Source organism: Streptomyces sp. NPDC110618, from assembly GCF_055657065.1.
In genome coordinates, this window is record NZ_JBVKBN010000012.1 from 89,973 (window position 1) to 114,106 (window position 24,134).

At 72.1% G+C, this 24,134-nt stretch carries 21 protein-coding genes and 1 pseudogene; 5 read left to right on the forward strand and 17 right to left on the reverse strand.

Annotated features, from left to right (window positions below):
* Positions 1 to 159: 159 nt before the first annotated feature.
* Together ACZ7L7_RS21365 and ACZ7L7_RS21370 are read left to right on the forward strand one after the other, a co-directional pair.
* The gene (locus ACZ7L7_RS21365) at positions 160 to 1,035 is read left to right on the forward strand and encodes a 3-hydroxybutyryl-CoA dehydrogenase (RefSeq protein WP_285511483.1); all 876 of its coding nucleotides are present in this window, start codon (positions 160 to 162) and stop codon (positions 1,033 to 1,035) included.
* Positions 1,036 to 1,247: 212 nt separating this feature from the next.
* Positions 1,248 to 1,502, forward strand: a pseudogene (locus ACZ7L7_RS21370) (hypothetical protein); the annotation flags it as partial.
* Positions 1,503 to 1,505: 3 nt separating this feature from the next.
* Here ACZ7L7_RS21370 and ACZ7L7_RS21375 read toward each other — a convergent pair.
* From ACZ7L7_RS21375 to infC, 10 genes are all read right to left on the reverse strand, one after another.
* Positions 1,506 to 2,048 carry an NUDIX hydrolase gene (locus ACZ7L7_RS21375; RefSeq protein WP_285511485.1) on the reverse strand — a complete coding sequence of 181 codons (543 nt, stop codon included), beginning with the start codon at positions 2,046 to 2,048 and terminating at the stop codon, positions 1,506 to 1,508.
* Between the two features lie 75 nt (positions 2,049 to 2,123).
* Positions 2,124 to 3,464, reverse strand: coding sequence for a transcriptional regulator (locus tag ACZ7L7_RS21380; protein ID WP_285511486.1), 1,341 nt, complete (start codon positions 3,462 to 3,464; stop codon positions 2,124 to 2,126).
* Between the two features lie 289 nt (positions 3,465 to 3,753).
* Positions 3,754 to 4,788: a PP2C family protein-serine/threonine phosphatase gene (locus tag ACZ7L7_RS21385; RefSeq protein ID WP_471591749.1), complete on the reverse strand. Its 1,035-nt coding sequence runs from the start codon at positions 4,786 to 4,788 to the stop codon at positions 3,754 to 3,756.
* Between the two features lie 195 nt (positions 4,789 to 4,983).
* Positions 4,984 to 7,497, reverse strand: a complete 2,514-nt coding sequence (gene pheT / locus ACZ7L7_RS21390) for a phenylalanine--tRNA ligase subunit beta (RefSeq protein ID WP_472076812.1) — start codon at positions 7,495 to 7,497, stop codon at positions 4,984 to 4,986.
* Positions 7,497 to 8,618, reverse strand: coding sequence for a phenylalanine--tRNA ligase subunit alpha (gene pheS, locus ACZ7L7_RS21395; protein ID WP_285511489.1), 1,122 nt, complete (start codon positions 8,616 to 8,618; stop codon positions 7,497 to 7,499). Before pheS ends, pheT begins: the two co-directional genes overlap by 1 nt.
* 154 nt (positions 8,619 to 8,772) lie before the next feature.
* Entirely contained in the window at positions 8,773 to 9,930 is a 1,158-nt protein-coding gene (locus ACZ7L7_RS21400) for a sensor histidine kinase (RefSeq protein ID WP_453603944.1), read from the reverse strand.
* Positions 9,931 to 9,981: 51 nt separating this feature from the next.
* Entirely contained in the window at positions 9,982 to 10,830 is an 849-nt protein-coding gene (locus ACZ7L7_RS21405) for a TrmH family RNA methyltransferase (protein ID WP_471429829.1), read from the reverse strand.
* 162 nt (positions 10,831 to 10,992) lie between these two features.
* The gene (rplT, locus tag ACZ7L7_RS21410; protein WP_004933571.1) at positions 10,993 to 11,376 is read right to left on the reverse strand and encodes a 50S ribosomal protein L20; all 384 of its coding nucleotides are present in this window, start codon (positions 11,374 to 11,376) and stop codon (positions 10,993 to 10,995) included.
* 95 nt (positions 11,377 to 11,471) lie between these two features.
* Positions 11,472 to 11,666: a 50S ribosomal protein L35 gene (rpmI, locus tag ACZ7L7_RS21415; RefSeq protein ID WP_015661694.1), complete on the reverse strand. Its 195-nt coding sequence runs from the start codon at positions 11,664 to 11,666 to the stop codon at positions 11,472 to 11,474.
* Positions 11,667 to 11,776: 110 nt separating this feature from the next.
* Positions 11,777 to 12,439, reverse strand: a complete 663-nt coding sequence (infC, locus tag ACZ7L7_RS21420) for a translation initiation factor IF-3 (RefSeq protein WP_176711943.1) — start codon at positions 12,437 to 12,439, stop codon at positions 11,777 to 11,779.
* A gap of 350 nt (positions 12,440 to 12,789) precedes the next feature.
* Between infC and ACZ7L7_RS21425 the strand changes: the two genes are divergently transcribed.
* Entirely contained in the window at positions 12,790 to 13,161 is a 372-nt protein-coding gene (locus ACZ7L7_RS21425; RefSeq protein WP_285511492.1) for a DUF1844 domain-containing protein, read from the forward strand.
* Between the two features lie 11 nt (positions 13,162 to 13,172).
* Here ACZ7L7_RS21425 and ACZ7L7_RS21430 read toward each other — a convergent pair whose 3' ends face one another.
* On the reverse strand, positions 13,173 to 13,904 hold the full coding sequence (locus ACZ7L7_RS21430; RefSeq protein WP_285511493.1) for an SseB family protein: 732 nt from the start codon (positions 13,902 to 13,904) through the stop codon (positions 13,173 to 13,175).
* A gap of 150 nt (positions 13,905 to 14,054) precedes the next feature.
* Between ACZ7L7_RS21430 and ACZ7L7_RS21435 the strand changes: the two genes are divergently transcribed.
* The gene (locus ACZ7L7_RS21435; protein ID WP_285511494.1) at positions 14,055 to 15,008 is read left to right on the forward strand and encodes a serine hydrolase; all 954 of its coding nucleotides are present in this window, start codon (positions 14,055 to 14,057) and stop codon (positions 15,006 to 15,008) included.
* Between the two features lie 9 nt (positions 15,009 to 15,017).
* Here the strand turns inward: ACZ7L7_RS21435 and mycP are convergent, their stop codons facing one another.
* Complete coding sequence (mycP, locus tag ACZ7L7_RS21440; protein WP_285511495.1) at positions 15,018 to 16,178, reverse strand: type VII secretion-associated serine protease mycosin; 1,161 nt, start codon at positions 16,176 to 16,178, stop codon at positions 15,018 to 15,020.
* Entirely contained in the window at positions 16,175 to 16,957 is a 783-nt protein-coding gene (locus ACZ7L7_RS21445; RefSeq protein ID WP_472076816.1) for a hypothetical protein, read from the reverse strand. The genes mycP and ACZ7L7_RS21445 overlap by 4 nt, the downstream gene beginning before the upstream one ends.
* A 1,496-nt stretch (positions 16,958 to 18,453) precedes the next feature.
* On the opposite strand from ACZ7L7_RS21445, the gene ACZ7L7_RS21450 reads away from it, so the two are divergent.
* Positions 18,454 to 19,656, forward strand: coding sequence for an amino acid deaminase/aldolase (locus ACZ7L7_RS21450; RefSeq protein ID WP_453604414.1), 1,203 nt, complete (start codon positions 18,454 to 18,456; stop codon positions 19,654 to 19,656).
* Here ACZ7L7_RS21450 and ACZ7L7_RS21455 read toward each other — a convergent pair.
* The 4 genes from ACZ7L7_RS21455 to ACZ7L7_RS21470 are packed head-to-tail and all read right to left on the reverse strand — an operon-like array spanning position 19,653 to position 24,105.
* Entirely contained in the window at positions 19,653 to 20,558 is a 906-nt protein-coding gene (locus ACZ7L7_RS21455) for a DUF2510 domain-containing protein (RefSeq protein ID WP_453604458.1), read from the reverse strand. The genes ACZ7L7_RS21450 and ACZ7L7_RS21455 overlap by 4 nt on opposite strands.
* A gap of 27 nt (positions 20,559 to 20,585) precedes the next feature.
* Positions 20,586 to 21,368: a 3-oxoacyl-ACP reductase gene (locus ACZ7L7_RS21460; protein WP_093722773.1), complete on the reverse strand. Its 783-nt coding sequence runs from the start codon at positions 21,366 to 21,368 to the stop codon at positions 20,586 to 20,588.
* A complete protein-coding gene (locus ACZ7L7_RS21465; protein ID WP_285511497.1) occupies positions 21,365 to 22,738 on the reverse strand; it encodes an aldehyde dehydrogenase family protein in 1,374 nt (457 codons plus the stop codon). The genes ACZ7L7_RS21460 and ACZ7L7_RS21465 overlap by 4 nt, the downstream gene beginning before the upstream one ends.
* Before the next feature lie 8 nt (positions 22,739 to 22,746).
* Positions 22,747 to 24,105 carry a glutamine synthetase family protein gene (locus ACZ7L7_RS21470; protein WP_285511498.1) on the reverse strand — a complete coding sequence of 453 codons (1,359 nt, stop codon included), beginning with the start codon at positions 24,103 to 24,105 and terminating at the stop codon, positions 22,747 to 22,749.
* Positions 24,106 to 24,134: the final 29 nt, after the last annotated feature.

Here is a 24,134-nt window from a genome sequence, read left to right on the forward strand (position 1 = left end):
ACTGCACTGCGGGTCCGCACCGTCACGGACCGTCCTCGCGCCTGAAGGATGCCCGACCCCGGTGATCGATCATCGATACTTGGGAGTAACGTGCACGATCGGAGCAGGCACCGGGACCCGGACGACCTGCCACAGCCGTAAGACAGCGAAAGGGACGATGTGACGTACACCCCTGCGGGAGACATCGCGCGCGTCGGAGTGGTGGGCTGCGGCCAGATGGGAGCGGGCATCGCCGAGGTGTGCGCCCGCTCCGGTCTGGATGTGAAGGTCGCCGAGACCACCGGCGAGGCCCTGGAGATCGGCCGTACCCGGCTGTTCAACTCCCTGGCCAAGGCTGCCGAACGCGGCAAGATCACCGAGGAGGAGCTGACGGCGACGCAGGAGCGCCTGAGCTTCACCACCGATCTCGGCGAGTTCGCCGACCGTGATCTGGTGATCGAGGCCGTCGTGGAGAACGAGCAGGTCAAGACCGAGATCTTCCAGGTACTCGACCAGGTCGTGACCCGGCCGGACGCCATCCTGGCCTCCAACACCTCCTCCATCCCGCTGGTGAAGCTGGCGGTCGCCACCTCCCGGCCGGACCAGGTCATCGGCGTCCACTTCTTCAATCCGGCCCCGGTGCAGAAGCTGGTCGAGCTGATCCCGGCGCTCACCACCTCCGAGGGCACCATCGCCCGCGCCCAGTCCTTCGCCGAGAAGCTGCTGGGCAAGCACGCCATCCGCGCCCAGGACCGCTCCGGGTTCGTGGTGAACGCGCTGCTGATCCCCTACCTGCTCTCCGCGATCCGGATGTTCGAGTCGGGCATCGCCAGCCGCGAGGACATCGACAACGGCATGGAGCTGGGCTGCGCCCACCCGATGGGTCCGCTGAAGCTGGCCGACCTGATCGGCCTGGACACCGTCGCCTCCGTCGCGTACTCGATGTACGAGGAGTACAAGGAGCCGCTGTACGCCGCTCCCCCGCTGCTCCAGCGCATGGTCGACGCGGGCCGGCTGGGCCGCAAGACCGGCTCGGGCTTCTACACCTACGGCTGACAGCGCTCTTCCACACCTACGGCTGATGACGCTCAGCGACCCACGCGGGCCCGGCACTTCTCCGAGTGCCGGGCCCGCGGCATTCACACACCGTGTGCGCTCCGGGCCCGCATATGCCGCTCGCACACTCTCCCCCTGCGCTCACCAGGCGAGTTCACTTCTTCTGCGCATGCAAGGGATGACATACGACTACGGAAGGGAGCGGACACGCGACCGCCGATCCCGAGCATCCCGTCGTTCATGGAGAACTCGCGGAGTTACGGCGCCGCCTCGATGTGGGCAACGCCCGCGTGGAGGGCGGGCTGGCCCTGCTCACCCACCGCACCGAGGAGACCGCGAAGGAGCTCGACGAGCTGATCACCCGGGTCCGCACACTGGAGCACTCACGGTGGCCGCTGCCCGCGGTCGCCGCCCTCTGCGCCCTGGGCGCCCTCGCGCTGGCGGTCTGGCAGGCACTCGGCCGTTGAGGGTCAGGGCAGGTCCTGCCCGAGCCTGAGATGGTGCAGCAGCAGTAACGCGGCCGCCATGTTGGCGGCCGGGACCTCCCCCCGGGCGACCATGTCGGGGACGAGTTTGAGGGGCACCCATTCCCGGCGGTCCGATTCGAAGGCGTCCACGGGGTGTCCGACGTACTCGCCGCGGTCGGCCCAGTAGATGTGGTGCCGGGCGTCGGTGAGTCCGTTGGACGGTTCCACGCTCATGAGGTGGTGCAGGGGTCCCGGCCGCCAGCCGGTCTCCTCCTCCAGTTCCCTGGCGGCGGCCACGGCGATCTCCTCCCCGTCCTCGACCACTCCCGCAGCGAGTTCCCACCCCCAGCTGTCGGTGATGAAACGGTGGCGCCACAGCAGGAGGACCTCGTTGGCCTCGTTGACCACCGTGGCGACGGCGACCGGGCGGAGCCGGATCAGGAAGTGGTCCAGGTGCCGGCCGTCGGGCAGCTCCACATCTGCCAAGTTGACGGTGAACCAGCGGTTTTCATACACAGTTTGTTCGTTCTGTTTCGTCCACTGCACGGTTCTGCCACCTTCCGTCGAGTAAGTGGCAATATCGCAGCAGGGACTAGGAGCTGTCGGTGGGCGAGCACCGGCTCACAGCGGTACGCGCAGTGCGCCGTCGATGAGTTCCGCGGCCTCGGTGGTGCCCGCGCAGCCGCTGCGCACCAGGTGTTCGCGCACCGCCCGGAGTCTGTCGCGCAGCCGCTGCGACTCCATCCCCCGGGCCTGTTCGGCCATCTGCACGGCCGTGGCCACGGCTTTGTCGGCATTGCCCTGGCGCAGTTCGATCGTGGAGAGCATGGCGAGCCGGTGCACCCGGCCCCGGTCGTGCGCCGGGTTGTCCACGGCCGCCGCCGCGTGCTCCCCCGCCGCCGCCAGTTCGCCGAGACTCAGCAGCGCCTCCGCCACCTGCACATTGACCAGTCCGGGCTGGACATAGCCCGTCTCGTCGGGTTCGTATCCGCGCCGGATGCGCTCGGCGGCCTGCTCGGCACGCCGGATGCAGGACAGCGCGCTCGTACCGTCGCCGAGGTGGGCGTACGCCTTGGCCTGCATCGCGTACAGATCGGAGGCGAGGGCGGGCGTGATGTGCTTGCCCGCGGCGCGCAGCGCGGCCTCCGCGAAGGCGACGGCCTGTCTGAACTCCCGCATGAACAGCGCCTGGTTGACCAGCAGGGCGATCACATAGGCGCCGAGCCCCCGGTCACCGCTGGCCTTGGCGAGCCGCAGCGCCTGGTGGAAGTAGCGCTGGGCCAGACCGTGCGCGTCGGAGTCGTAGGCGCAGATCCCGGCGATGGCGACCAGTCCGCCGGTGGCGCGGTGCAGTTGGCGGCCGGTGGCGTCGGTGTAGCTGCCGCGCAGCAGCGGGGCGGCCTCGGCGTTGAGGAAACCCACGATCCGGCTGCGCGTGGCGATACCGCCGGCCTTGCGGTACATCTGCTCGTAGTGCGTCCGGGCGGCCCGCAGCATCTCGATGTCGGCCGGGGTGACCCGGTGCCGGCCGCCCCGGGAGACATCCACGTCCTCCGGCGGGTTCTCCCACTCCCACACCGGCATCACGGCGGGTGTGCCGGTGACCGCGGGGGCGCCCAGGATGTGCGGGCGCTGCTGCTCGTCGGAGCGCCACAGGGCGGTGGCCCGTTCGACGAAGCCGGAGAGCGAGGTGCCGTGCGGGGACGAGGGTTCGCCGGGGACGCCGAGTCCGATGTCGTCGAGGGTGACCGGGCGGTGCAGCCGTGCCGCCAGCACCTCGCAGATCAGGTCGGGGACCTGGCCGCGCGGGCGCTGCCCCTTCAACCACCGGGCGACGGCGGTGTGTTCGTACCTGAGCGCGAGGCCGCGTGCCCGGCCCGCCTGGTTCACGTGCGCTGCCAGCCCCGCGTGCGAGATCCCGGCCTCGTCCAGGATCGCGTCGAGCAGAGTGTTGGGCTGCATGGTGGGCCCCCCGGGTCGCTCGGTGCCGTCAGAGTAGTGGGTCCGTCTTCACACGGGGTGTGAACGGAGTGCTCGAATCCGCGCTGTGCGCGCACTGTCGCAGAGAGTTTCCAACCGGTTGACTGAATTGCCTCGAAAGAGGCCGGCCGGGCCGCCGGCTCCCCCTCGTACAGTGCGGCGGCCCGCTTCCGCGCCGTCCGCCCAGCTGCCTGCCCGACACTCCGTGGCGGGGCGGACGGCTGCCCGGCGCTGCGCTGGGCTTGCGCCGGGTGACTATTCGCCGTGGCGTTCAGAGGTGCGTTGTCGGCTGCGGGTGCGTTGTGGCTGGTCGCGCAGTTCCTCGCGCCCCCAAGGGGTGTGTTCGGTCGTTCCGTAGGAACAGGAGCGCTACGTCGTCGGGGGGTGCGCCGCCTGCGTGGTGCAGGAGGGCCCTGAGGACTGTGTGCAGCATGAGCTGCGGGGTGGCTGCGTGTCTGCTCACCGCGCCCTGTAATGCCGCCTGTAGCGAAAAGAAGCGGCCGTGTTCGTCCCTGGCGTCCTCGACACCGTCCGTGTACAGGGCCAGGGTTTCGCCGGGGTGCAGGGGGCCCTGCCAGGTGGCCGAGAGGTCCGGTGGCAGGGGGAAGATCCCCAACGGGGGCAATGGATCAGCGCCGTTCAGTTGCTCGACCCTCGTCCCGCTGATCAAGTACGGCCAGGGATGGCCGCAGTTGAGGGCCCGTACGCCGCCCTGCGCGCCGATCTCCAGGAGGAGGACCGTCGCGAACTCCTCCGTCGGGAGGCGGTCTTCGCGGGGGTGGGCGCGCACGTGGCGGTCGAGGGCGCGTTCCAGGCGGCGCAGGACGCGGTCCAGGTCGGGCTCGTCGTGGGCCGCCTCCCGGAAGCTGCCGAGGAGGGCCGCCGCCGTACCGACGGCCGCGATGCCGTGGCCTCTGACGTCGCCCATCACCACCCGCACCCCGTGCTCGGTCGGGATGACCTCGTACAGGTCGCCGCCCAGGCGGGCTCCTCGGTCGGCGGAGAGCTGGGCGGCGGCGACGCCCAGTCCGTCGACGCGCGGGGGCAGCGGGCGCAGCAGCACGCTCTGCGCGGCCCCGGCGACCCGGCGCAGTTGCCGCAGCTCCCGCAGCAGGGCTCTGCGGACGTGGAGGATCAGGCCGGTTCCGGCCGCGAGGAAGACGGCACTGGTCGCCGCCCGCGCGCCGAGGGAGTCCGACGGAGCGAGAGGACAGGTGAGCTGGTAGGTGATCGCCGGCGCGCTCCAGGCGGCGGGTAGCCCCAGTGCGAGCAGCCGACGGGGAACCGCAGCCTTGATACGGATCATGCGGATCATCCGGTGGCCCCCCATTTGCAGGCCCAGTGACGCAGAATCGGACCGACCCCGAAAGGCCGGTCCGATTCTGTCGACCGCATGGCCCGGAAGGACCAGTTCGCCCGGAAACCTCACTCGATTGAGTGAGGTGACTGTGAGGCGGGTGTGGGGGGACGCGTCCCGTGTACGCGCCCCCGCACGTGGTGCTCAGCCGCGCAGCACGGCCCCGGTGCGCTCGCCCGCGAGGGCGACCGCCGCGTCCCGGGCCGCCGAGGCCTCGTCCACCGTCAGCGTGCGGTCCGCGGCGCGGAACCGCAGCGCGTACGCCAGCGACTTCTTGCCGTCCCCGAGCTGCTCGGCGTTCTCGTACACGTCGAACAGCCGGATGGCCTCCAGCAGCGGACCGGCGCCCTCGCGCAGCGCGGCCTCCACGTCGGCGTGCGGCACGAACTTGTCGACGACGAGGGCGACGTCCTGCGTGGCGACCGGGAAGGTGGAGATGCTCGGCGCCTGCGGCACACCGTCGCCGGCCTGCTCCAGCACATCCAGGTCCAGCTCCATCGCACAGGTGCGCGCGGGCAGACCCAGCGCCTTGAGCACGCGCGGGTGCAGTTCACCGGCGTGGCCGACGACCCGCTCGGCGCCGTCGACGACGACCAGCAGCTCGGCGCACCGGCCCGGGTGCCACGGCCCGTACTGCCCGGAGCGCACGATCAGTTCGGCGCCCGCCTCGGCGGCGACGGTCCGCGCGGCCTGCACCGCGTCGGCCCAGCCCGCCGGACGGCCCTGGCCCCACCAGCCGCTCTGCTCGCGGGCGCCCGCGAGGACGACGGCCACGTGACGCGGCTGCTCGGGCAGCACCGCGTCGAGCGCGGCGAGCTCCTCGTCGGTGGGACGCCGGTCCACGGGCAGGTGGGGGGCGATCCCCTGCTCCTCACGCGGGAGGAACACCAGGCCCGTCTCGAACAGGGCCAGGTCGTGCGAGCCCCGTCCGTCGTTGCGGCGCAGGGCGCCGAGCAGGCCCGGCAGCAGCGAGGTGCGGAGCGCGGGCTCCTCGTCGCTCAGCGGGTTGGTGAGCTTCACGACCCGGCGGGCCGGGTCCTCGGCGTCCAGGCCGAGCTGGTCGAAGACCTGCTCGGAGACGAACGGGTAGTTCGGCGCCTCGACGTACCCGGCACCGGCCAGCGCGCGGCCGACCCGGCGGTGCAGCCGCTGGCGGTGCGTCAGACCGCGGCCGGAGGGCGGCTTGGGCAGCGTGGAGGGCAGGTTCTCGTAGCCCTCCAGCCGGATGACCTCCTCGGCGAGGTCGTTCGGCTCCAGCAGGTCGGGCCGCCAGGACGGGACGGTGACGATCAGCTCGTCCTGCCCGTACACGTCGCAGCCGACCTCCTGGAGGCGGCGTACGACGGTCTCCCGGCCGTAGACCACGCCCGCGACCTTGTCCGGGTGGTCCGCGGGCACCGTGATGGTGTGCGGCGCGGACGGGGCGCTGACCTCGGTGACCCCGGCCTCGGCGGTGCCGCCCGCGAGCAGCACCAGCAGGTCGACGGTGCGCTGGGCCGCGGCGGCGGCCGCCGCCGGGTCGACGCCGCGCTCGAAGCGGCGGGACGCCTCGGAGGACAGCTTGTGACGGCGGGCGGTGCGCGCGATGGCGACCTGGTCGAAGTGGGCGGCCTCGATCACGACGTCGGTGGTGGCGTTCTCCAGGTCGTCGTGGTCGGCGATCTCGGTGTTGGCGCCGCCCATGACGCCCGCGAGGCCGATGGGGCCGCGGTCGTCGGTGATGACCAGGTCCTCGGCGTGCAGCGTCCGCTCGGCACCGTCGAGGGTGACGATCTTCTCGCCCTCCTCGGCGCGGCGCACGCCGATGGTGCCCTGGACCAGCTTGCGGTCGTAGGCGTGCAGCGGCTGGCCGAGCTCCATCATCACGTAGTTGGTGACGTCGACGGCGAGCGAGATCGGGCGCATGCCGACCTTCTGCAGCCGGCGCTGGAGCCAGATCGGGGAGCGTGCCTCGGGGCTCAGACCGGTGACGGTGCGGGCGGTGAAGCGGTCGCAGCCCTGCGGGTCGGAGACCTTCACCGGGTAGCCGAACTCGTTGGGCGCGGGCACGTCGAGCAGGGCCGGGTCGCGCAGCGGCAGACCGTAGGCGATGGCGGTCTCGCGGGCGACGCCGCGGATGGACAGGCAGTCGCCGCGGTTGGCGGTGACGGCGATGTCCAGGACCTCGTCGACCAGTTCGAGCAGCTCGATGGCGTCCTTGCCGACCTCGGTCTCCGGGGGCAGCACGATGATGCCCTTGGAGCCGTCGTCGCCCATGCCCAGCTCGTCGCTGGAGCAGATCATGCCGTGGGACGTCTTGCCGTAGGTCTTGCGGGCGGAGATGGAGAAGCCGCCGGGCAGGGTGGCGCCGGGCAGGACCACGACGACCTTGTCGCCGACGGCGAAGTTCCGGGCGCCGCAGACGATCTCCTGGGGCTCGCCGGTGCCGTTGGCCTGGCCGACGTCGACGGTGCAGAAGCGGATCGGCTTCTTGAAGCCCTCCAGCTCCTCGATGGTCAGCACCTGGCCGACGACCAGCGGGCCCTTGAGGTCGGCGCCGAGCTGCTCGACGGTCTCGACCTCAAGTCCGGCCGAAATCAGCTTGGCCTGCACGTCGCGGCCGGTCTCGGTGGCCGGCAGGTCGACGTACTCCCGCAGCCAAGAAAGCGGGACCCGCATCAGATCTCCATCCCGAACGGCCGGGTGAACCGGACGTCACCCTCGACCATGTCTCGCATGTCCTCGACGTTGTGGCGGAACATCAGCATCCGCTCGATGCCGAACCCGAAGGCGAATCCGCTGTACTTCTCCGGGTCGACGCCGCAGGCGGTGAGCACCCGCGGGTTGACCATGCCGCAGCCGCCCAGCTCGATCCAGCCCTCGCTGGAGCAGGTGCGGCAGGGACGGTCGGGGTTGCCGACGGACTCGCCGCGGCAGACGTAGCACACCATGTCCATCTCGGCGGACGGCTCGGTGAAGGGGAAGAAGTTCGGCCGCAGCCGGGTCTTCATGTCCTCGCCGAACAGGGACTGGACCATGTGGTCCAGGGTGCCCTTGAGGTCCGCCATGGTCAGGCCCTCGTCCACGGCGAGCAGCTCGACCTGGTGGAACACCGGGGTGTGCGTGGCGTCCAGCTCGTCGGTGCGGTAGACCCGCCCCGGGCAGATCACGTAGACCGGCAGCTCACGGTCGAGCAGGGAGCGGATCTGCACCGGCGAGGTGTGGGTGCGCAGCACGACACCGGACTCGGTGCCGCCCTTGGGTCCCTCGACGAAGAAGGTGTCGGCCTCGCCGCGGGCCGGGTGGTCCGGGCCGATGTTCAGGGCGTCGAAGTTGAACCACTCGGCCTCGACCTGCGGGCCCTCGGCGACCTCGTAGCCCATGGCCACGAAGACGTCCTCGATGCGCTCCGAGAGCGTGGTGAGCGGGTGGCGGGCGCCGGCCGGGACGCGGTCGAAGGGCAGCGTGACGTCCACGGCCTCCTCGACCAGCACGCGGGCGTCGCGCTCGGCCTCCAGCTCGGCCTGGCGGGCGGCGAGGGCCTTGTTGACGGCGCCGCGGGCCTGGCCGACGCGCTTGCCCGCGTCCGCCTTGGCGTGCGGGGGCAGGGCGCCGATCTCGCGGTTGGCGAGGGCCAGCGGAGAGGTACCGCCGGTGTGGGCGACCTTGGCCTCCTGGAGCGCGTCGAGGGAGTCCGCGGCGGCGAAGGCGGCGAGCGCCTCGTCCCGCATGCGCTCGATCTCTTCCGGTTTCAACGCCTCGACCTCGACAGGGTCGTACGACTTATTGGGTGCCGACATCTCTTCCCGTGCTTCCGATTGGCTGGCGGATGGTCCCCGTGACCGGCGGTAGGGCCGTGTGCAGGACACAAAGGTGCCAAAGGCCGAGTCTAACGGGGTGAGGGGTGACGAATGCGCCCGCGGCCGTCAGGCCCTCCCGTCTCCCACCACCGCCCTATACGACCCTACGGGGCAGTTCGAATTCAAACGCCGGAGCGGCCACGGGCAAGGTAAATCGGAACTCGGCGCCACCGCCGGTGGCGCGGCCGACCGTGATGGTGCCCCCGTGGGCCTCGACGATGCCCTTGACGATGTAGAGCCCGAGGCCGGTGCCGCCGCGCTTGCTGCCCCGCCAGAAGCGGGTGAAGACGCGGTTCATGGACTCCTCCGGGATGCCGGACCCCTCGTCGCTCACCGTGACCGACGTACCGGCGTCCTCGCCCTCGCGGGGGGACGCCGTGGGCGTGACGTCAATCGTGACGGTTCCCTCGCCGTGCCGCACGGCATTTTCCAGCAGATTGCTGAGCACCTGGTCGATCTTGTCGGGGTCGGCCCACAGCGCGGGCAGCGGCTGCTGGATGCGCAGCAGGAACCGGTCGGCGGGCTGTCCCGCGGCCACGTACGCCTGGATGTGCCGGGAGACGGCGGCGCCTATGTCGACCGGCTGCCGCCTGACCTCCAGCCGCCCGGAGTCGATGCGGGAGATGTCCAGCAGCTCGGCGATGAGCCGGGTGACCCGGTCGGCGTCGGCGTCGACGGTCTCCAGCATCAGCCGCTTCTGGTCGTCGGTGAACCTCTCCCACTTGGCGAGCAGGGTCGCGGTGAACCCCTTGACGGAGGTCAGCGGCGAGCGCAGCTCGTGGGCGACGGTGGCGATCAGCTCGGCGTGGCTGCGCTCGGTGCGGCGGCGGGCCTCGGTGTCCCGGAGGGTGACGACGACCCGGCGCACCGGGCCGGTGGGCTCGGCGCGCACGTACCGCACGGTGACCAGGACCTCACGGCCGCCGGGCAGCAGCAGGTTCCGCTCGGGCTGGCGCACCCGGATGGCGAGCCCGCCGTACGGGTCGGTCAACTGCCACCAGCGGCGGCCCTCCAGATCCTCTAACGGCAGGGCCTTCTCCAGCCGTTGCCCGAGTGCTTCCTCGGCGGTGACGGCGGTGATCCGCTCGGCGGCGGAGTTGAAGCAGATGACGTGGCCGTGCTCGTCGGCGACGACGAGTCCGTCGGGCAGGTCGTCGGGGTCGATGCCGAGTTCGGCGAGGTCACCGGACCGGGGCGCGGGCGGGCGACGCACGTCCCGTGCTCCCGGTGCGCTGCTCGTTCCGACACTCATCCCCGTACCCCACCTCTCAGACGACTGAGGGGCCCCGAACTGGTCACCCTACTAGTTCGCGGTGACGCTGCGGCACCCTCCGGAGGCGCGCTGTGCACGGGCCGATGCGTAGAGACATACGGCCGCGGCGGTGGCGAGGTTCAGACTCTCGGCCTTTCCGTGGATCGGTACGCGCACGACGGCGTCGGCCAGCGCGCGGGTCTCCTCCGGGAGCCCCCAGGCCTCGTTGCCGAACACCCAGGCGGTCGGCCCGCCCATGGTGCCCTTGTCCAGCTCGTCGTCGAGGTCGTCGTCCCCGGCGCCGTCGGCGGCGAGGATGCGCACCCCGGCCGCCTTGAGCCCGGCGACGGCCTCCTCGACGGGCACGCCGACGGCGAACGGCAGATGGAACAGCGAGCCGACGGAGGCACGCACCGCCTTCGGGTTGTACATGTCCACGGAGGCGTCGGTCAGGACGACGGCCTCGGCGCCGGCGGCGTCGGCGCAGCGCAGTACGGTCCCGGCGTTGCCGGGGTCGCGCACATGGGCGAGCACGGCGACCAGCTGGGGCCGGGCGGCGAGGATCTCCTCGAACGGGGTGTCCAGGAACCGGCAGACGCCGACCAGGCCCTGCGGAGTGACGGTGGTGGAGATGTCGGCGACGACCTGCTCGGAGGCCAGATGCACCCGGGCGCCCGCGCTGCGGGCCTCACCGATGATGTCGGCGTACCGCTCGGCGGCCTCGACGGTGGTGAACAGCTCGACGAGGGTGTCCGCGGCCCCGGCCGCCTCCCGCACCGCCTGCGGCCCCTCGGCGAGGAACAGCCGCTCCTTGCTCCGGAAGTTCCGCTTGGCCAGCCGCCGCGCGGCGCTGACACGGGGGGAACGGGGAGAGATCAGCTCGGGAGCAACAGGAGGCATTCCACTCACCTTCGTACGGACCAACTTTCCGCCGCAACGGCGATCAACCACGACGGCGGTCAACGGCGGTGCCGAACCCACCGCACCAAGACACACGACGGACCCGCAGGCAGAAGCCCACGGGTCCGTACACAGCACGTCGGCCTAGGCCAAGCGCCGGCGTCACGCAGCCTTCGGCGCGTTGACGTCCGCCGGCAGAGCCTTCTGCGCGACCTCGACCAGCGCGGCGAACGCGGTGGCGTCGTTGACGGCCAGCTCGGCGAGGATCTTGCGGTCGACCTCGACGTTGGCGGCCTTCAGGCCCTGGATGAAGCGGTTGTACGTGATGCCGTTGGCGCGGGCAGCGGCGTTGATGCGCTGGATCCACAGCTGGCGGAAGTCACCCTTGCGCTTCTTGCGGTCGTTGTAGTTGTAGACCAGCGAGTGGGTGACCTGCTCCTTGGCCTTGCGGTACAGGCGCGAACGCTGACCGCGGTAGCCGGAGGCCTGCTCCAGGATCGCCCGGCGCTTCTTGTGGGCGTTGACTGCCCGCTTGACGCGTGCCACTTGTTAACTCCTTGTAGCGGGGCCGTGGTTGTCCTCACACGGCCCGGATTCGATTGGGTCCCGGTCCTGACGTACGGCGCTCGGGCGCCGAGACGTCACTTGCCGAGAAGCTTCTTGATCTTCTTGGCGTCGCCCGGGGCCATCTCGGCGTTGCCAGTGAGGCGACGCGTCACGCGGGACGACTTGTGCTCAAGCAGGTGGCGCTTGCCGGCGCGCTCCCGGAGCACCTTGCCGGAGCCGGTGACCTTGAAGCGCTTGCTGGCACCGCTGTGCGACTTGTTCTTCGGCATAGCGCCGTTCTCTCCTCGTCGGTGGCGCTCCGGTGCCCGGTCGCTAAACCGGGCACAGGGGAGCGTCGCTCTTGTTTCGATTGTGTCCTGGGGACTGGCGTCCCCCGGGATCACGCCTCGGCGGAAGCCTCAGCAGGGGCCTGGGAGTCCGCGGCGTTCTGCGAGCGGCCGGGGTTGGCCTTCGCTTCGGCCTTGCGGGCCTCCTGAGCCTGGCGAGCCTCGGCCATCGCCTCGGTCTTCTTCTTGTGCGGACCGAGAACCATGATCATGTTCCGGCCGTCCTGCTTCGGGTTCGACTCCACGAAACCGAGGTCCTGGACGTCCTCCGCGAGACGCTGCAGCAGTCGGTAGCCGAGCTCCGGCCGGGACTGCTCGCGACCACGGAACATGATCGTGATCTTGACCTTGTCGCCCTGCTTGAGGAACCGGACGACGTGACCCTTCTTGGTGTCATAGTCGTGCGGGTCGATCTTCGGCCGGAGCTTCATCTCCTTGATGACCGTGTGCGCCTGGTTCTTGCGCGCCTCACGGGCCTTCATGGCCGACTCGTACTTGAACTTCCCGTAGTCCATGAGCTTGCACACGGGCGGACGGGCGTTCGCCGCGACCTCGACCAGGTCCAGGTCGTACTCCTGCGCAAGCTCCAGTGCCTTGGCCAGCGGGACAATGCCCACCTGCTCGCCACTGGGACCGACAAGTCGCACCTCGGGAACGCGAATCCGGTCGTTGATGCGGGGCTCGGCGCTGATGGATCCTCCTCGGTAGCACCACACGGCGGTCTGGCGGACAGCCGCGTATGTCTGATTGACATAGGGACCAACCATCGCGGCGCATGAAAAATGCCCCGGACGGGACACAGGCGGGGCTCCACTGCCGGAACACCGCCGCGTCAACCGCGGGGCGCGATTTCGGGCGACTCCACCGTCCGTACGGAACGGTGGTGGCCGCCTGACCGGTGACCCGCCGTCCCGGAGGACGGTCAGGTGGGAGTTCGGAGCCTCCACTTGTGGGCCGTACACATAGGTGTGCGGCCGGTCGTCACCCAAGGTTAGCAGCTCCCCGGGGTCAGGGCTAACCGAGGCGGGGTCGGTCCCGGCCCGCCCCTGCGCCTATCGTGGTCGTCATGAGTGACACCTCCCCCTCGGACAGCCCCGAGACGACGCCCGACTTCGACGAGATGACCCGCGACATCGCCGAGGTCCCGGCCGTCGAGGTGATCGTGACGGTCGCCGTGAACCTGATGAGCGCCGCCGCCGTGAAGCTCGGTCTGACCGAGGAGGGTGACAAGTACAAGGACCTGGACGAGGCCCGCAAGCTGATCAGCGCCCTCGCCGGACTGCTCGACGCGAGCACCACCGAGATCAGCTCCTTCCACGCCGCCCCGCTCAAGGACGGCCTGAAGTCGCTCCAGCTCGCCTTCCGCGAGGCGTCCCTGGTCCCGGACGAGCCGGGCCAGGGTCCGGGTGAGAAGTACACGGGCCCGGTCTACGGCTAGTCACAGGCGCTTCATTCACGTACGAACAAGGGCTCGCCCGGAGGCGTGGCACCGGCCGGCAGGACTGCCAGGTCGAGGCCGCGCACCAGGCGGGCCCTCAGTGTCTCGTCGGCGGCGAGGCGGCGGGCGACCGCGTGGACGCCCTGGTCGGGGGCGACCCCGGGGTCGAGGACCAGGGCGAGGGTGCCGTCGTTGGCGCCGGGGCCCAGGTGGGCGCTGAGCACGACGGGCTCACCGGCGACGACCGCGCGCACGGCCTCCACGACCGCCGGGTCGTCCAGCGGGTCGGTCGACGTACGGCCCTCGGCGAGGGCGAGCAGCGCCGGGCCGGTCAGCTCGAACGTCACCGGGCCCGACATGTCCAGCACCACGGTGTCGGCCTTCTCGTGCGCCGCGGCCTCCAGGGCCTGGTGCAGGGCGACCGCGACCGGGCGGGCGGCCGGGTCCCAGCGGGCGAGGGAGTCGATGGAGGTGAAGGCGGGCAGCGCCTTGCGGTCACCGGCGCGCAGGGTCGGTACGGCCATCTCGCTGGTCTTCTCGCGGCGCAGACCGTTCTCGTCCTCCTCGACCTCGCCGAGGACGGCCACGACCGGGACGAGCAGCCGGGCGTCCTTGAGTGCCTTCAGCACCGGGGCCACGGCGGTGCGGTCCTGGGACCAGGCCGCGAGCGCCGCGCTCAGCGCCGGGTCGGGGGAGCCGTCGTCGTCGGAGAACGGGGGGTCGGGAATGTTCTTCTTCGCCACGGTCACCGACCTTATCGGGGGGATCCTGCAGCGTTTGTGCGGGGCCGGAAACACGGGCGTGACCGCCTTCACCGGAATCTCAGACTTCCCTGACACAGATCTAACGTCCGGCTCATCGGGGGCACAGTCACCGGTCCGAGCATCGCGGGCATGGAGTCCTCCCGAGCGTCTTCCCGAGCTTCCTCCCGCGCGCGCAGACGCCGTGTTCCCTCGCTGTACCTCGCCCTGGCCGCCGTGACGGTGGTGGGCGGTACGGCCGCGGGGACGGTGTACGTGCAGGAGCGGGACGCGCCGCTCGCGTCCGTATCGTCGTCGTCATCGCCGTCGCCGGTGGTGGCGGCGGCGAGCGAGGAGGCGCGTGTGGAACCGGTGACCCGGCCGACGGTAAATCCCGAGGAGCGGCTGGCCGAGGCCATGGAGTCGGTGGGTGTCGCGGACGGGGCGCGGGTGTCCGTGGCGGTGCTGGACGCGGACTCCGGTGCGAGCGCCGCGTACGGGGACGGCTCCTTCGTCACGGCGAGCGTCGTGAAGGTCGACATCCTGGCCGCGCTGCTGCTGCGGGCGCAGGACGAGGGGCGGGCGCTGACCTCGGCGGAGAAGGCGTACGCCACCGCGATGATCGAGCGGAGCGACAACGACTCCGCCTCCGCCCTGTGGCAGGCGGTCGGCCGGGCGGAAGGGCTGGCGGCGGCCAATGAGCGTCTGGGTCTGACGGACACCGAGGGCGGCGACGGGATGCTGTGGGGCCTGACCCGGACCACGGCGGCGGACCAACTCGCGCTGCTCGGGCAGGTCTTCGGGCAGGAGTCGGAGCTGAGCGAGGCCTCGCGGACGTATCTCCAGGGGCTGATGGGGCAGGTCGTCGAGGATCAGCGGTGGGGTGTGTCCGTGGCCGCGGACGGCTCGGCGTGCGCGCTGAAGAACGGCTGGCTGCCGCGGAGCGCGACCGGGCTGTGGGTGATCAACAGCGTCGGGCGGGTCACCGTGGACGGGCGGGAGTTCCTGGTGGCCGCGCTGTCGGACGGGAACGCGACGAAGGAGGACGGGGTCGCGCTGGTGGAGGCGGCGGCGAAGGCGGCGGTGTCGGTGTTCGCGGAAGAGTAGCCGCCGGGGCTACAGCACGTCCTCCCGGCGCCCGCGCCAGAGCACCACGGCGGCCACCAGCAGCACTCCCCCGATGCCGCCCGCCAGCGGGGCGGCCCAGCCGGTGGCGCCGTCGTCCGACTCACCGGTGTCGGGGCCGGAACCGAAGTACTGCTCGCCGTACGCCTTCGGCTTCAGGCCCGCCGGTTCGAGTGCGGCCGCCTTCTCGATGGCGGCGGCGGGGTCGATGAAGCCGTAGCCGCGGGAGTCGTCGCGGCCCCCGTCGGGCGCGTTGCGGGCGGTGTCCTCCAGCAGCTTCTTGATCTGGGCCGGGGTCAGTCCGGGATGTGCGGACTTGACCAGGGCCACGGCGCCGGAGACGAAGGCCGCGGCGGCGCTGGTGCCCCAGCCCTGGTAGTACTTGCGGTCCGGGTCGGCGATCACGACGTCGACGCCGGGGGCGCTGACGGTGGCGTACCAGCGGCGGGTGGAGAAGGAGGCGCGGGTGCCGAACTTGTCCACGGCGGTCGCGGCGATGACGCCCGGGTAGGCGGCCGGGTAGGAGATGTGGTCGCCCTTCTCTCCGCCGTTGCCCGCGGAGGCGACGACGACGGCGCCCTTCTTCAGGGCGTACTGGACGGCCTCGTCCTCGGCCGGTTCCGGGTGGGCGGACTTGGAGTCGTCGCCGAGGGAGAGGTTGATGACGTCGGCGCCCTGGTCGGCGGCCCAGCGGATGCCGTCGGCGAGGGCGTTGCCGCGGGTGGTGCGGGCCTTGGCGCGGGCGGAGTCGCCGTCCTCCAGGATCACGCGGACGGGGAGGATCTTCGCCTCGGGCGCGATGCCCATGACGCCGTCGCCGTTGCCGTAGCCGTGTCCGTGGCCCGCGATGATGCCGGCCATCGCGGTGCCGTGGCGGGCCCAGGCGCGGTCGCCGCGCTCGGCGCCGAAGCCGACCATGTCCTTGCCGGGGAGGACGTTCCCGGCGAGGTCGGGGTGCTGGTCGTCGACGCCCGTGTCGAGGACGGCGACGGTGATGCCCTTGCCCTTGGTGGTCTGCCAGGCCTGCTCGGTGTGCATGGCTTCGAGGGCCCACTGCTGGGCGCGTATGCCGTCGGCGTGCGCGGTGGTGGGTACCAGGGCGATGGCACCGGCCAGCAGGACACTGAGCAGGCCCGTACGGCGGGCCCTCACGACGCCTGCTCCTTGGCGTAGGGGCCGACCTGCTTGCGCAGGGCGCGTTCGATGCGGTCGGCGAGGCCCTGTGCCTCGTGGCCGAGGCCGGCCTGGGCGGGGGCCGTGGTGGCGCCGGTCTCCATGGCCTCCTCGGCGGGCTGCGGCTGGTCGACGCCGCGGCCGTCCCGCCAGCCGGAGACGGCGTAGACGACCACGGGGGCGTCCGTGAGCACGGAGACGGTCCAGGAGGCGCGCATGTCGTTCTCGAAGCCGGGGCCGTACGGGCGGGGCATCAGGTCGGTACGGCGGTCCAGTTCCTCCTCGGTGAAGCGTTTGGCGAGGGAGGCCATGGCGGGGGCGTCCGCCTTGGTGAAGAGCAGGCCGACCGTGGTGACGTAGGTCTGGGTGGCGTCGGTGTAGGTGGCGCGCAGCAGCCGCTGGCAGCCGACGGGGGCGAGGGCCTTGCGCAGGAGGGGGTCGAAGGCGCCCTTGCAGCCGGTGTCCGGCGCGACGGCGATCCGCGTCCAGGTGCGGTCGGCGCCTCCGGGTCCGGCGCCCTGGCCCGCCACGGTCGCGGGGAACAGCTGGTCGACGGGCACGCTGTGCCAGATGCTCCGGGCGGCGACGAAGCTGTCCCGGGACCCGGCGGCCTGGGAGTCCCCCACGAGCCAGCTCCCGGTCACAGCACCCCCGACGAGCCCGAACCCGAGCACGAGACAGGCGGCCACGGCGGCGACCCGGGCCCCGCCGCGCCCTTTGAACCTCCGGGCGACCCCCTCGGGCTGCGCGAAGCTCACGACGGGCCGTTCGGCGACAGGGCTGACAGGGGCGCTCCAGGAAAGAGCCGGATCAGGAACCCGCGGCGCCTTGTTCTCCGGCTCCGCCTCCTCCCTGACCGGCCGAAGCCGCCGAGTGGTCTCGGACAGCCCTTCGACCGGCCCGGGCTTCCGCGCGGGGTGCGGCGGCATGGCCGCGGGGCGCGCGAGGGCGTCCACGGAGGAGGCGGGGCGCGCGGGGGCGGCGGCGGGACGCGGGGGCACGGACGCGGGAGCCTGCGGGCGCGGGGGTACGACGGCGCCGGACGGGCCGGTGGCCGGGCCTTCGGCGGTCCCGGCCGGGCGAGCCGACGCCGGGCTCTGGGGACGCGTGGGCAAGGCGGTGCCGGTCGGGTCGGTACCCCGGCGCGACGGAGTCTCCGCGGCCCGACCGGGGCGGGCCGGTGCCGAGCCATGCGGACGTGGCGGCACGGACGCCGGAGCCTGGCGCGGGGGTACGACGGCGCCGGTCGGGCGGGGCGGGCCTTCGGCGGTCCCGCCCGGGCGAGCCGATGCCGGGCCCTGCGGAACCGCCCCGGCGGCCGTCGGGCGTGACGGCGCCCCCGACGAGTGGCCGGGCCCCGGCGGCGACGTGTTCGGACGCGGAGGCACGGGAGTCGAACCGGCCGGACGCGTGGGCCCGGTGGCGCCGCGCGAACCGGCGCCCGCACGCGCGGAAGCCTCGTCGGCGCCGCCCGGGCGATCAGCCCCCGAGGGAGCCCCGTTCGGACGCGGCGGTACGCCGGACGATCGGCCTGAACGGGCCGCCTCCGGCGCCGAACCGCCCGGCCGCGCGGGCCCGGCGGCGCCGGACGGGCCGGCTGCCCGACGCGAGGGATCCCCTGCGGACCCACCCGGGCGCGGCGACGCCGACGGCGAGCCGTCCGGGCGGGGCGGGGTGAAAGCGGAAGACGCCGGGCGCGGGGGAACCGTGCCGGAGGCAGCCGTGCCCGGTGGGTCGGTGGCCGGGCGGGCCGGCGCCTTCGGCGGGCCGTCGAAGCGAGGCGTCGTCGTGGGCGGCGCCGACGTCGGGCGCGGTGGCGTGGACGGCCGTGGGGGGACTTCCTCCGCCGCCGGTGGCTGCTTCGGCGGCGGGGGCGCGTCCGGGAAGCGGGAGGACGCCTTGGGCGGGGGCGGGGCGTCCGACGGGCCGCGCAGGCGCGGGAAGCGGGGCGGGGTGCCGGCGGTGTCCGGGGTGGAGCCCTCGTCCGGGCGGCGGGGGAAGGGGGCGCGCTGCGCTTCTTGGTTCATGCGCCCCCCTGTTTCCTCTTGGTGGTGCTCGGGCACCGGTCGTTCGCCCGCGCCCGGTGTTCCGGGCGACTTCTACCCGCCCGAGAGGGACGGCATCCGCGCCCTCCCGTGCGTGCGCGTCACTCTACGGGTTGACCCCCGCCCGACGGGAACCAGTCCACGAGCCCGGGGCTTTAGCCCGGAACGTCCCCCTACCCTGCGGTAATCCGGTCTGGCAGGCTGCGTTCATGACTGCGCGCGCCGCCGACCGGGCCCGTTACGACCGGGCCACCGCCCATCTCGACGCCCCTCTCGCGATCGTGGATCTGGACGCCTTCGACGCCAACGCGGACGATCTCGTCCGCCGCGCGGGCGGCAAACCCATCCGCGTCGCCAGCAAGTCCGTGCGCTGCCGTGCGCTGCTGGAACGCGTCCTCGCGCGCGACGGCTTCGCCGGGATCATGTCGTTCACGCTCGCCGAGTCGATCTGGCTGGCCCGCTCCGGGTTCGACGACATCCTGCTCGCCTATCCCTCCGCCGACCGCGCCGGCTTCGCGGAGCTGACCGGCGACCCGAAGCTCGCCTCCGCGATCACCGTGATGGTCGACGACCCGGCCCAGCTCCGGCTCATCGACGAGGCACGCGAGGGCGGCCGGGAGACCGTGCGGGTCTGCCTGGAGCTGGACACCTCGCTGAAGCTGCTGGGCGGCCGGGTCCGGATCGGTGCCCGGCGCTCCCCGCTGCACTCCCCCGACCAGGTCGCGGACCTGGCGCGGATCGTGGCCCGGCGGGACGGGTTCGAGGTCGTCGGGCTGATGGCGTACGAGGGACACATCGCCGGAGTCGGTGACTCGATCGCCGGCCGGCCCCTGCGCTCGCGGGCGGTGCGGCTGATGCAGGCCACCGCGCGCCGGGAACTGGCGGGGCGGCGGGCCGAGGTGGTGGCCGGGCTGCGCGCGGTCGCGCCCGGGCTGCGGTTCGTCAACGGCGGCGGCACGGGCAGTGTGCAGTTCACCGCCGCCGAGGACTGTGTGACGGAGATCGGCGCCGGGTCGGGGCTGTACGTGCCGCGGCTGTTCGACAACTACACGTCCTTCAGCGGGCGTCCGGCGGCCCTGTTCGCCCAGCCCGTGGTGCGCCGCCCGGGTGTGGGCGTGGTGACGGTGCTGGGCGGCGGCTACCCGGCCTCCGGTGCCGCCGGACCGGACCGGCTGCCGGTGCCGTACCTCCCGGAGGGGCTGCGCTACGACCCCCAGGAGGGCCCCGGCGAGGTGCAGACGCCCCTGCTGGGCTCACCCGCCGACGATCTGCTGATCGGCGACAAGGTGTGGTTCCGGCACGCGAAGGCCGGTGAGCTGTGCGAGCGCTTCGAGCAGGTGCATCTGATCGAGGGCGACCGCGTCACGGCGACGGTGCCGACGTACCGCGGTGAGGGCCACACCTTCCTCTAGTCGCTCAGGCCCTCCCCCGGTCCCACGCTGCTGCCCACTCCGCCGCCGCCCTCGGGGTCGTCGACGGACCGGATGCCCTTGGTGATCCGGTCCATGTCGGCCAGGGGCGGGCCGTCCTCGCCCGCGTCGAAGACGTAGCGGACGCAGACCGGGGACTCGATGCCGACGCGGGACGGGAAGACCGTGGACTGGACGTAGCCGCCGGGGCCCTTGGCCGTGGTGACCCGCCAGCGCACGAAGTACCCGGCCCGCCCGGCCACCGCGACGGGGCCGGACTTGACGACCTTGTGGGACTCCATGCCGCCGTAGGGCCGATTGCCGATGCTGTCGCGGTCGTAGGCGTCCTCGGCGGCCTCCTTGATGTCCTGTTTGGCCAGCACCTCCGGGGACCGTTCGTCGTTCGACGTGATCGTGCGGGAGATGACCAGGCCGTGGCGGCAGACGCCCTCGTCGCCGGGGCAGTCGTAGGTGCCGTCCGTGGTCATGACGACGTCGCTGTCGGTGACGTACTTGGGCCGGACCCAGCCGTCGGGCAACGGCAGGGTGATGCCGTTGAGTTCGTCGGTCACGACGGACGGGTCGTCGGCGGAGGGCGCGCTGGTGGTCGGTGTGGGTGAGGGCGAGGGCGGCTCGCTGGTGGTGGGGGCCCGGGTGGTGGCGGTCGCGATCGTCGGTTCGTCGTCCTGCCCGAGCACCACCGCGCCGGTGACGATCGCCGCGACGAGCACGGCCGCCGCCGTGGTGACGGCGACGGCCTTGGCCCGCCCGGCGTTGCCCGCGGCCGTCGGCACGGGCGCGGTCGCCTCCGGCGTGCGCCGGTGCTCGGTCCAGGCCGTGCCGTCCCACCAGCGCTCCAGATGGGGTGCGTGCGGGTCGGGATACCAGCCGGGTGGGGGCGACATGCTCATGCGGGCACTGTAGGCGGAGGGTTACAGGGGGGTGACGTAGGCCCCTGAAATCCCGCCGTCGACCAGGAAGTCGGTGGCGTTGACGAACGAGGAGTCGTCGCTGGCCAGGAAGGCGACCGCGGCGGCGATCTCCTCGGCCTCGGCGAACCGTCCGACCGGAATGTGCACCAGGCGCCGCGCGGCCCGCTCGGGGTCCTTGGCGAACAGCTCCTGCAGCAGCGGGGTGTTGACCGGGCCGGGGCAGAGGGCGTTGACGCGGATGCCCTCCCGCGCGAACTGCACGCCCAGTTCGCGGGACATGGCGAGGACGCCGCCCTTGGACGCGGTGTAGGAGATCTGGCTGGTGGCCGCGCCCATCCGGGCCACGAAGGACGCGGTGTTGATGATGGAGCCCTTGCCCTGGCGGCGCATGTAGGGGATCGCGGCCTTGCAGCACAGGTAGACGGAGGTGAGGTTGACCTCCTGGACGCGCTTCCAGGCCTCCAGGCCGGTCTCCAGGATGGAGTCGTCGTCGGGCGGCGAGATCCCGGCGTTGTTGAAGGCGATGTCGACGCTGCCGTACGTCTCGTACGCGGTCCGGAACAGCGCCTCGACCTGCTCGCCGTCGGTGACGTCGACCTTGACGAAGGTGCCGCCCACCTCCTCGGCGGCGGCCTTGCCGCGCTGTTCGTCGACGTCGCCGCAGACCACGTGGGCGCCCTCGGAGGCGAGCCGGCGGGCGGCGGCAAGGCCGATGCCGCTGCCGGCTCCGGTGATGACGGCGGTACGGCCGACCAGGCGGCGGCAGACAATCTCTTCGGTCACTGTGCGGGGCCCTCCGTGCTGATGAAGACGTTCTTGGTCTCGGTGAAGGCGGTGAGCGCGTCCGGGCCCAGCTCGCGGCCGAGGCCGGACTGCTTGAAGCCGCCGAAGGGGGTCCAGTAGCGGACGCTGGAGTGGGAGTTGACGGACAGGTTGCCCGCGCGGACGTGCTGCGAGACGCGCAGGGCGCGGCCGATGTCCCGGGTCCAGAGGGAGCCGGACAGGCCGTAGTCGGTGGCGTTGGCGAGCCGGACCGCCTCCTCCTCGTCCGCGAACGGCAGGACGACGGCGACGGGTCCGAAGACCTCCTCGACGGCCACGCGCGCGTGCGGGTCGACGCCGGTGAGGACGGTGGGCGGGAACCAGTAGCCGGGTCCTTCGGGGGCCTTGCCGCGGATGGCGGGCGCGTCGGGGTCGACGTAGGAGCGGACGCGGTCGAGCTGGGTGCGGGAGATCAGCGGGCCCATGTCGGTGCTCTCGTCGGCGGGGTCGCCGACGCGTACGGCCTCGACGGCCGGGGCGAGCAGGTCCAGGAACCGGTCGTACACCGACCGCTGGACGAGGATGCGGGTGCGGGCGCAGCAGTCCTGTCCGGCGTTGTCGAGGAAGGACATGGGGGCGGCCTGGGCTGCGGCTTCGAGGTCGGCGTCGGCGAAGACGATGTTGGGGCTCTTGCCGCCGAGTTCGAGGGTGACCCGCTTCAGCAGCGCCGAGCCCTTCGCCAACACCTGTTTGCCCACGGTTGTTGACCCGGTGAAGACGATCTTCGCCACGCCCGGGTGCTCGACGAGGGCGTTCCCCGCGACCGGGCCGTGTCCGGGCAGGACTTGGAACAGGTCTTCGGGGAGTCCCGCCTCCAGGGCGAGTTCCGCGAGGCGCAGGGCGGTCAGCGGGGTCGTCTCGGCGGGCTTGAGCAGGACGGCGTTGCCCGCGGCGAGCGCGGGGGCGGTGCCCCAGGCCGCGATGGGCATGGGGAAGTTCCAGGGCGCGATCACGCCGACCACGCCGAGGGGTTCCAGGACGGTGATGTCGAGGCCGCCCGCGACCGGGATCTGCCGCCCGGTGAGCCGTTCCACACCGCCCGCCGCGTAGTCCAGCAGGTCGCGGACGTTGCCCGCCTCCCAGCGGGCGTTGCCGAGGGTGTGCCCGGCCTCGCGGACCTCCAACCGGGCCAGTTCCTCCAGGTGTTCGTCGACGACGACGGCGAACCGCCGCAGCAGCCGGGCCCGGTCGCCGGGGGCCAGGGCCGCCCACCGGGCCTGGGCGCGGGCGGCCCGTACGACCGCCGCGTCCACCTCCTCGGCGCTGGTGGCCGGGACGGTGGCGACGACCTCCTCGGTGGCCGGGTTCAGTACGTGGAGCTGGTCGGACACGTGGGGCCTCACATGCGTTCGAAGGAGCGGCGCAGCTCCCAGTCGGTGACCGCGGCGTCGTAGGCGTCGAGTTCGACGCGCGCCATGTTCCGGTAGTGCGCGACGACTTCGTCGCCGAAGGCGGCCTTGGCGAGCGGGCTGTTCTCCCACAGCTCGGCGGCCTCGCGCAGGGTGGTGGGGACGTGTTCGTAATCGGCGGTGTAGGCGTTGCCGGGGCACGCCTCGGGCAGCGGGAGGCGCTGTTCGATGCCGTACAGGCCCGCGGCGACCATCCCGGCGACCGCGAGGTGCGGGTTGACGTCGCCGCCGGGGAGGCGGTTCTCGAAGCGCAGGGAGCGGCCGTGGCCGACCACGCGCAGTGCGCAGGTGCGGTTGTCGTGGCCCCAGGCGACCGCGGTCGGGGCGAAGGAGCCCGGCTGGAACCGCTTGTAGGAGTTGATGTTGGGCGCGTACAGCAGGGAGAAGTCCCGCAGCGCCGCGAGCTGTCCGGCCAGGAAGTGCCGCATGAGGTCGGTCATGCCGTCCGGCCCTGCCATGGCGTTGGCGCCGTCCGCGTCGGCGAGCGAGAGGTGGATGTGGCAGGAGTTGCCCTCGCGCTCGTTGAACTTGGCCATGAAGGTCAGCGACATGCCCTCCTGGGCGGCGATCTCCTTGGCGCCGGTCTTGTAGACGGCGTGCTGGTCGCAGGTGACCAGGGCCTCGTCGTAGCGGAAGGCGATCTCGTGCTGGCCGGGGTTGCACTCGCCCTTGGCGGACTCGACGGTGAGTCCGGCGCCCGCCATCTCGTTGCGGATGCGGCGCAGCAGGGGCTCGATGCGGCCGGTGCCGAGGACGGAGTAGTCGATGTTGTACTGGTTGGCCGGGGTCAGCCCCCGGTAGTTCGCGTCCCAGGCCTGTTCGTAGGTGTCCTTGAAGACGATGAACTCCAGCTCGGTGCCGACCTGTGCGGTCAGCCCGTGCTCGGCGAGCCGCTCCAGCTGGCGGCGCAGGATCTGGCGGGGCGCGGCGACCACCGGGGCGCCGTCGGCCCAGGCGAGGTCGGCGATGACGAGCGCGGTGCCCTCGTTCCAGGGGACGCGGCGCAGGGTGGCGAGATCGGGGTGCATGGCGAAGTCGCCGTAGCCGTTCTCCCAGGACGACATCGCGTAGCCGTCGACGGTGTTCATCTCGGTGTCGACGGCGAGCAGGTAGTTGCAGCCCTCGGTGCCGTGGTCGAGGACCTCGTCGAGGAAGAAGCGGGCGGCGAAGCGTTTGCCCTGCAGCCGCCCTTGCATATCGGGAAAGGCCAGGACGACAGTGTCGATCTCACCGCTCGCGACGAGGCTGCGCAGTTCCTCGACGCCGAGTGGTGGTGTGCGGTCTGCCACGGGAGGGCCTCCTCGGGCTGCGGTGAGCG

What these genes read in the sequence shown, in the direction of transcription:
- ACZ7L7_RS21380 (WP_285511486.1), bottom strand. Translation starts at nt 3,464, where the DNA reads ATGCAGCCCAACACTCTGCTCGACGCGATCCTGGACGAGGCCGGGATC.
- ACZ7L7_RS21385 (WP_471591749.1), bottom strand. Translation starts at nt 4,788, where the DNA reads ATGATCCGTATCAAGGCTGCGGTTCCCCGTCGGCTGCTCGCACTGGGG.
- pheT (WP_472076812.1), bottom strand. Translation starts at nt 7,497, where the DNA reads ATGCGGGTCCCGCTTTCTTGGCTGCGGGAGTACGTCGACCTGCCGGCC.
- pheS (WP_285511489.1), bottom strand. Translation starts at nt 8,618, where the DNA reads ATGTCGGCACCCAATAAGTCGTACGACCCTGTCGAGGTCGAGGCGTTG.
- ACZ7L7_RS21400 (WP_453603944.1), bottom strand. Translation starts at nt 9,930, where the DNA reads ATGAGTGTCGGAACGAGCAGCGCACCGGGAGCACGGGACGTGCGTCGC.
- ACZ7L7_RS21405 (WP_471429829.1), bottom strand. Translation starts at nt 10,830, where the DNA reads ATGCCTCCTGTTGCTCCCGAGCTGATCTCTCCCCGTTCCCCCCGTGTC.
- rpmI (WP_015661694.1), bottom strand. Translation starts at nt 11,666, where the DNA reads ATGCCGAAGAACAAGTCGCACAGCGGTGCCAGCAAGCGCTTCAAGGTC.
- ACZ7L7_RS21425 (WP_285511492.1), top strand. Translation starts at nt 12,790, where the DNA reads ATGAGTGACACCTCCCCCTCGGACAGCCCCGAGACGACGCCCGACTTC.
- ACZ7L7_RS21435 (WP_285511494.1), top strand. Translation starts at nt 14,055, where the DNA reads ATGGAGTCCTCCCGAGCGTCTTCCCGAGCTTCCTCCCGCGCGCGCAGA.
- ACZ7L7_RS21450 (WP_453604414.1), top strand. Translation starts at nt 18,454, where the DNA reads ATGACTGCGCGCGCCGCCGACCGGGCCCGTTACGACCGGGCCACCGCC.
- ACZ7L7_RS21455 (WP_453604458.1), bottom strand. Translation starts at nt 20,558, where the DNA reads ATGTCGCCCCCACCCGGCTGGTATCCCGACCCGCACGCACCCCATCTG.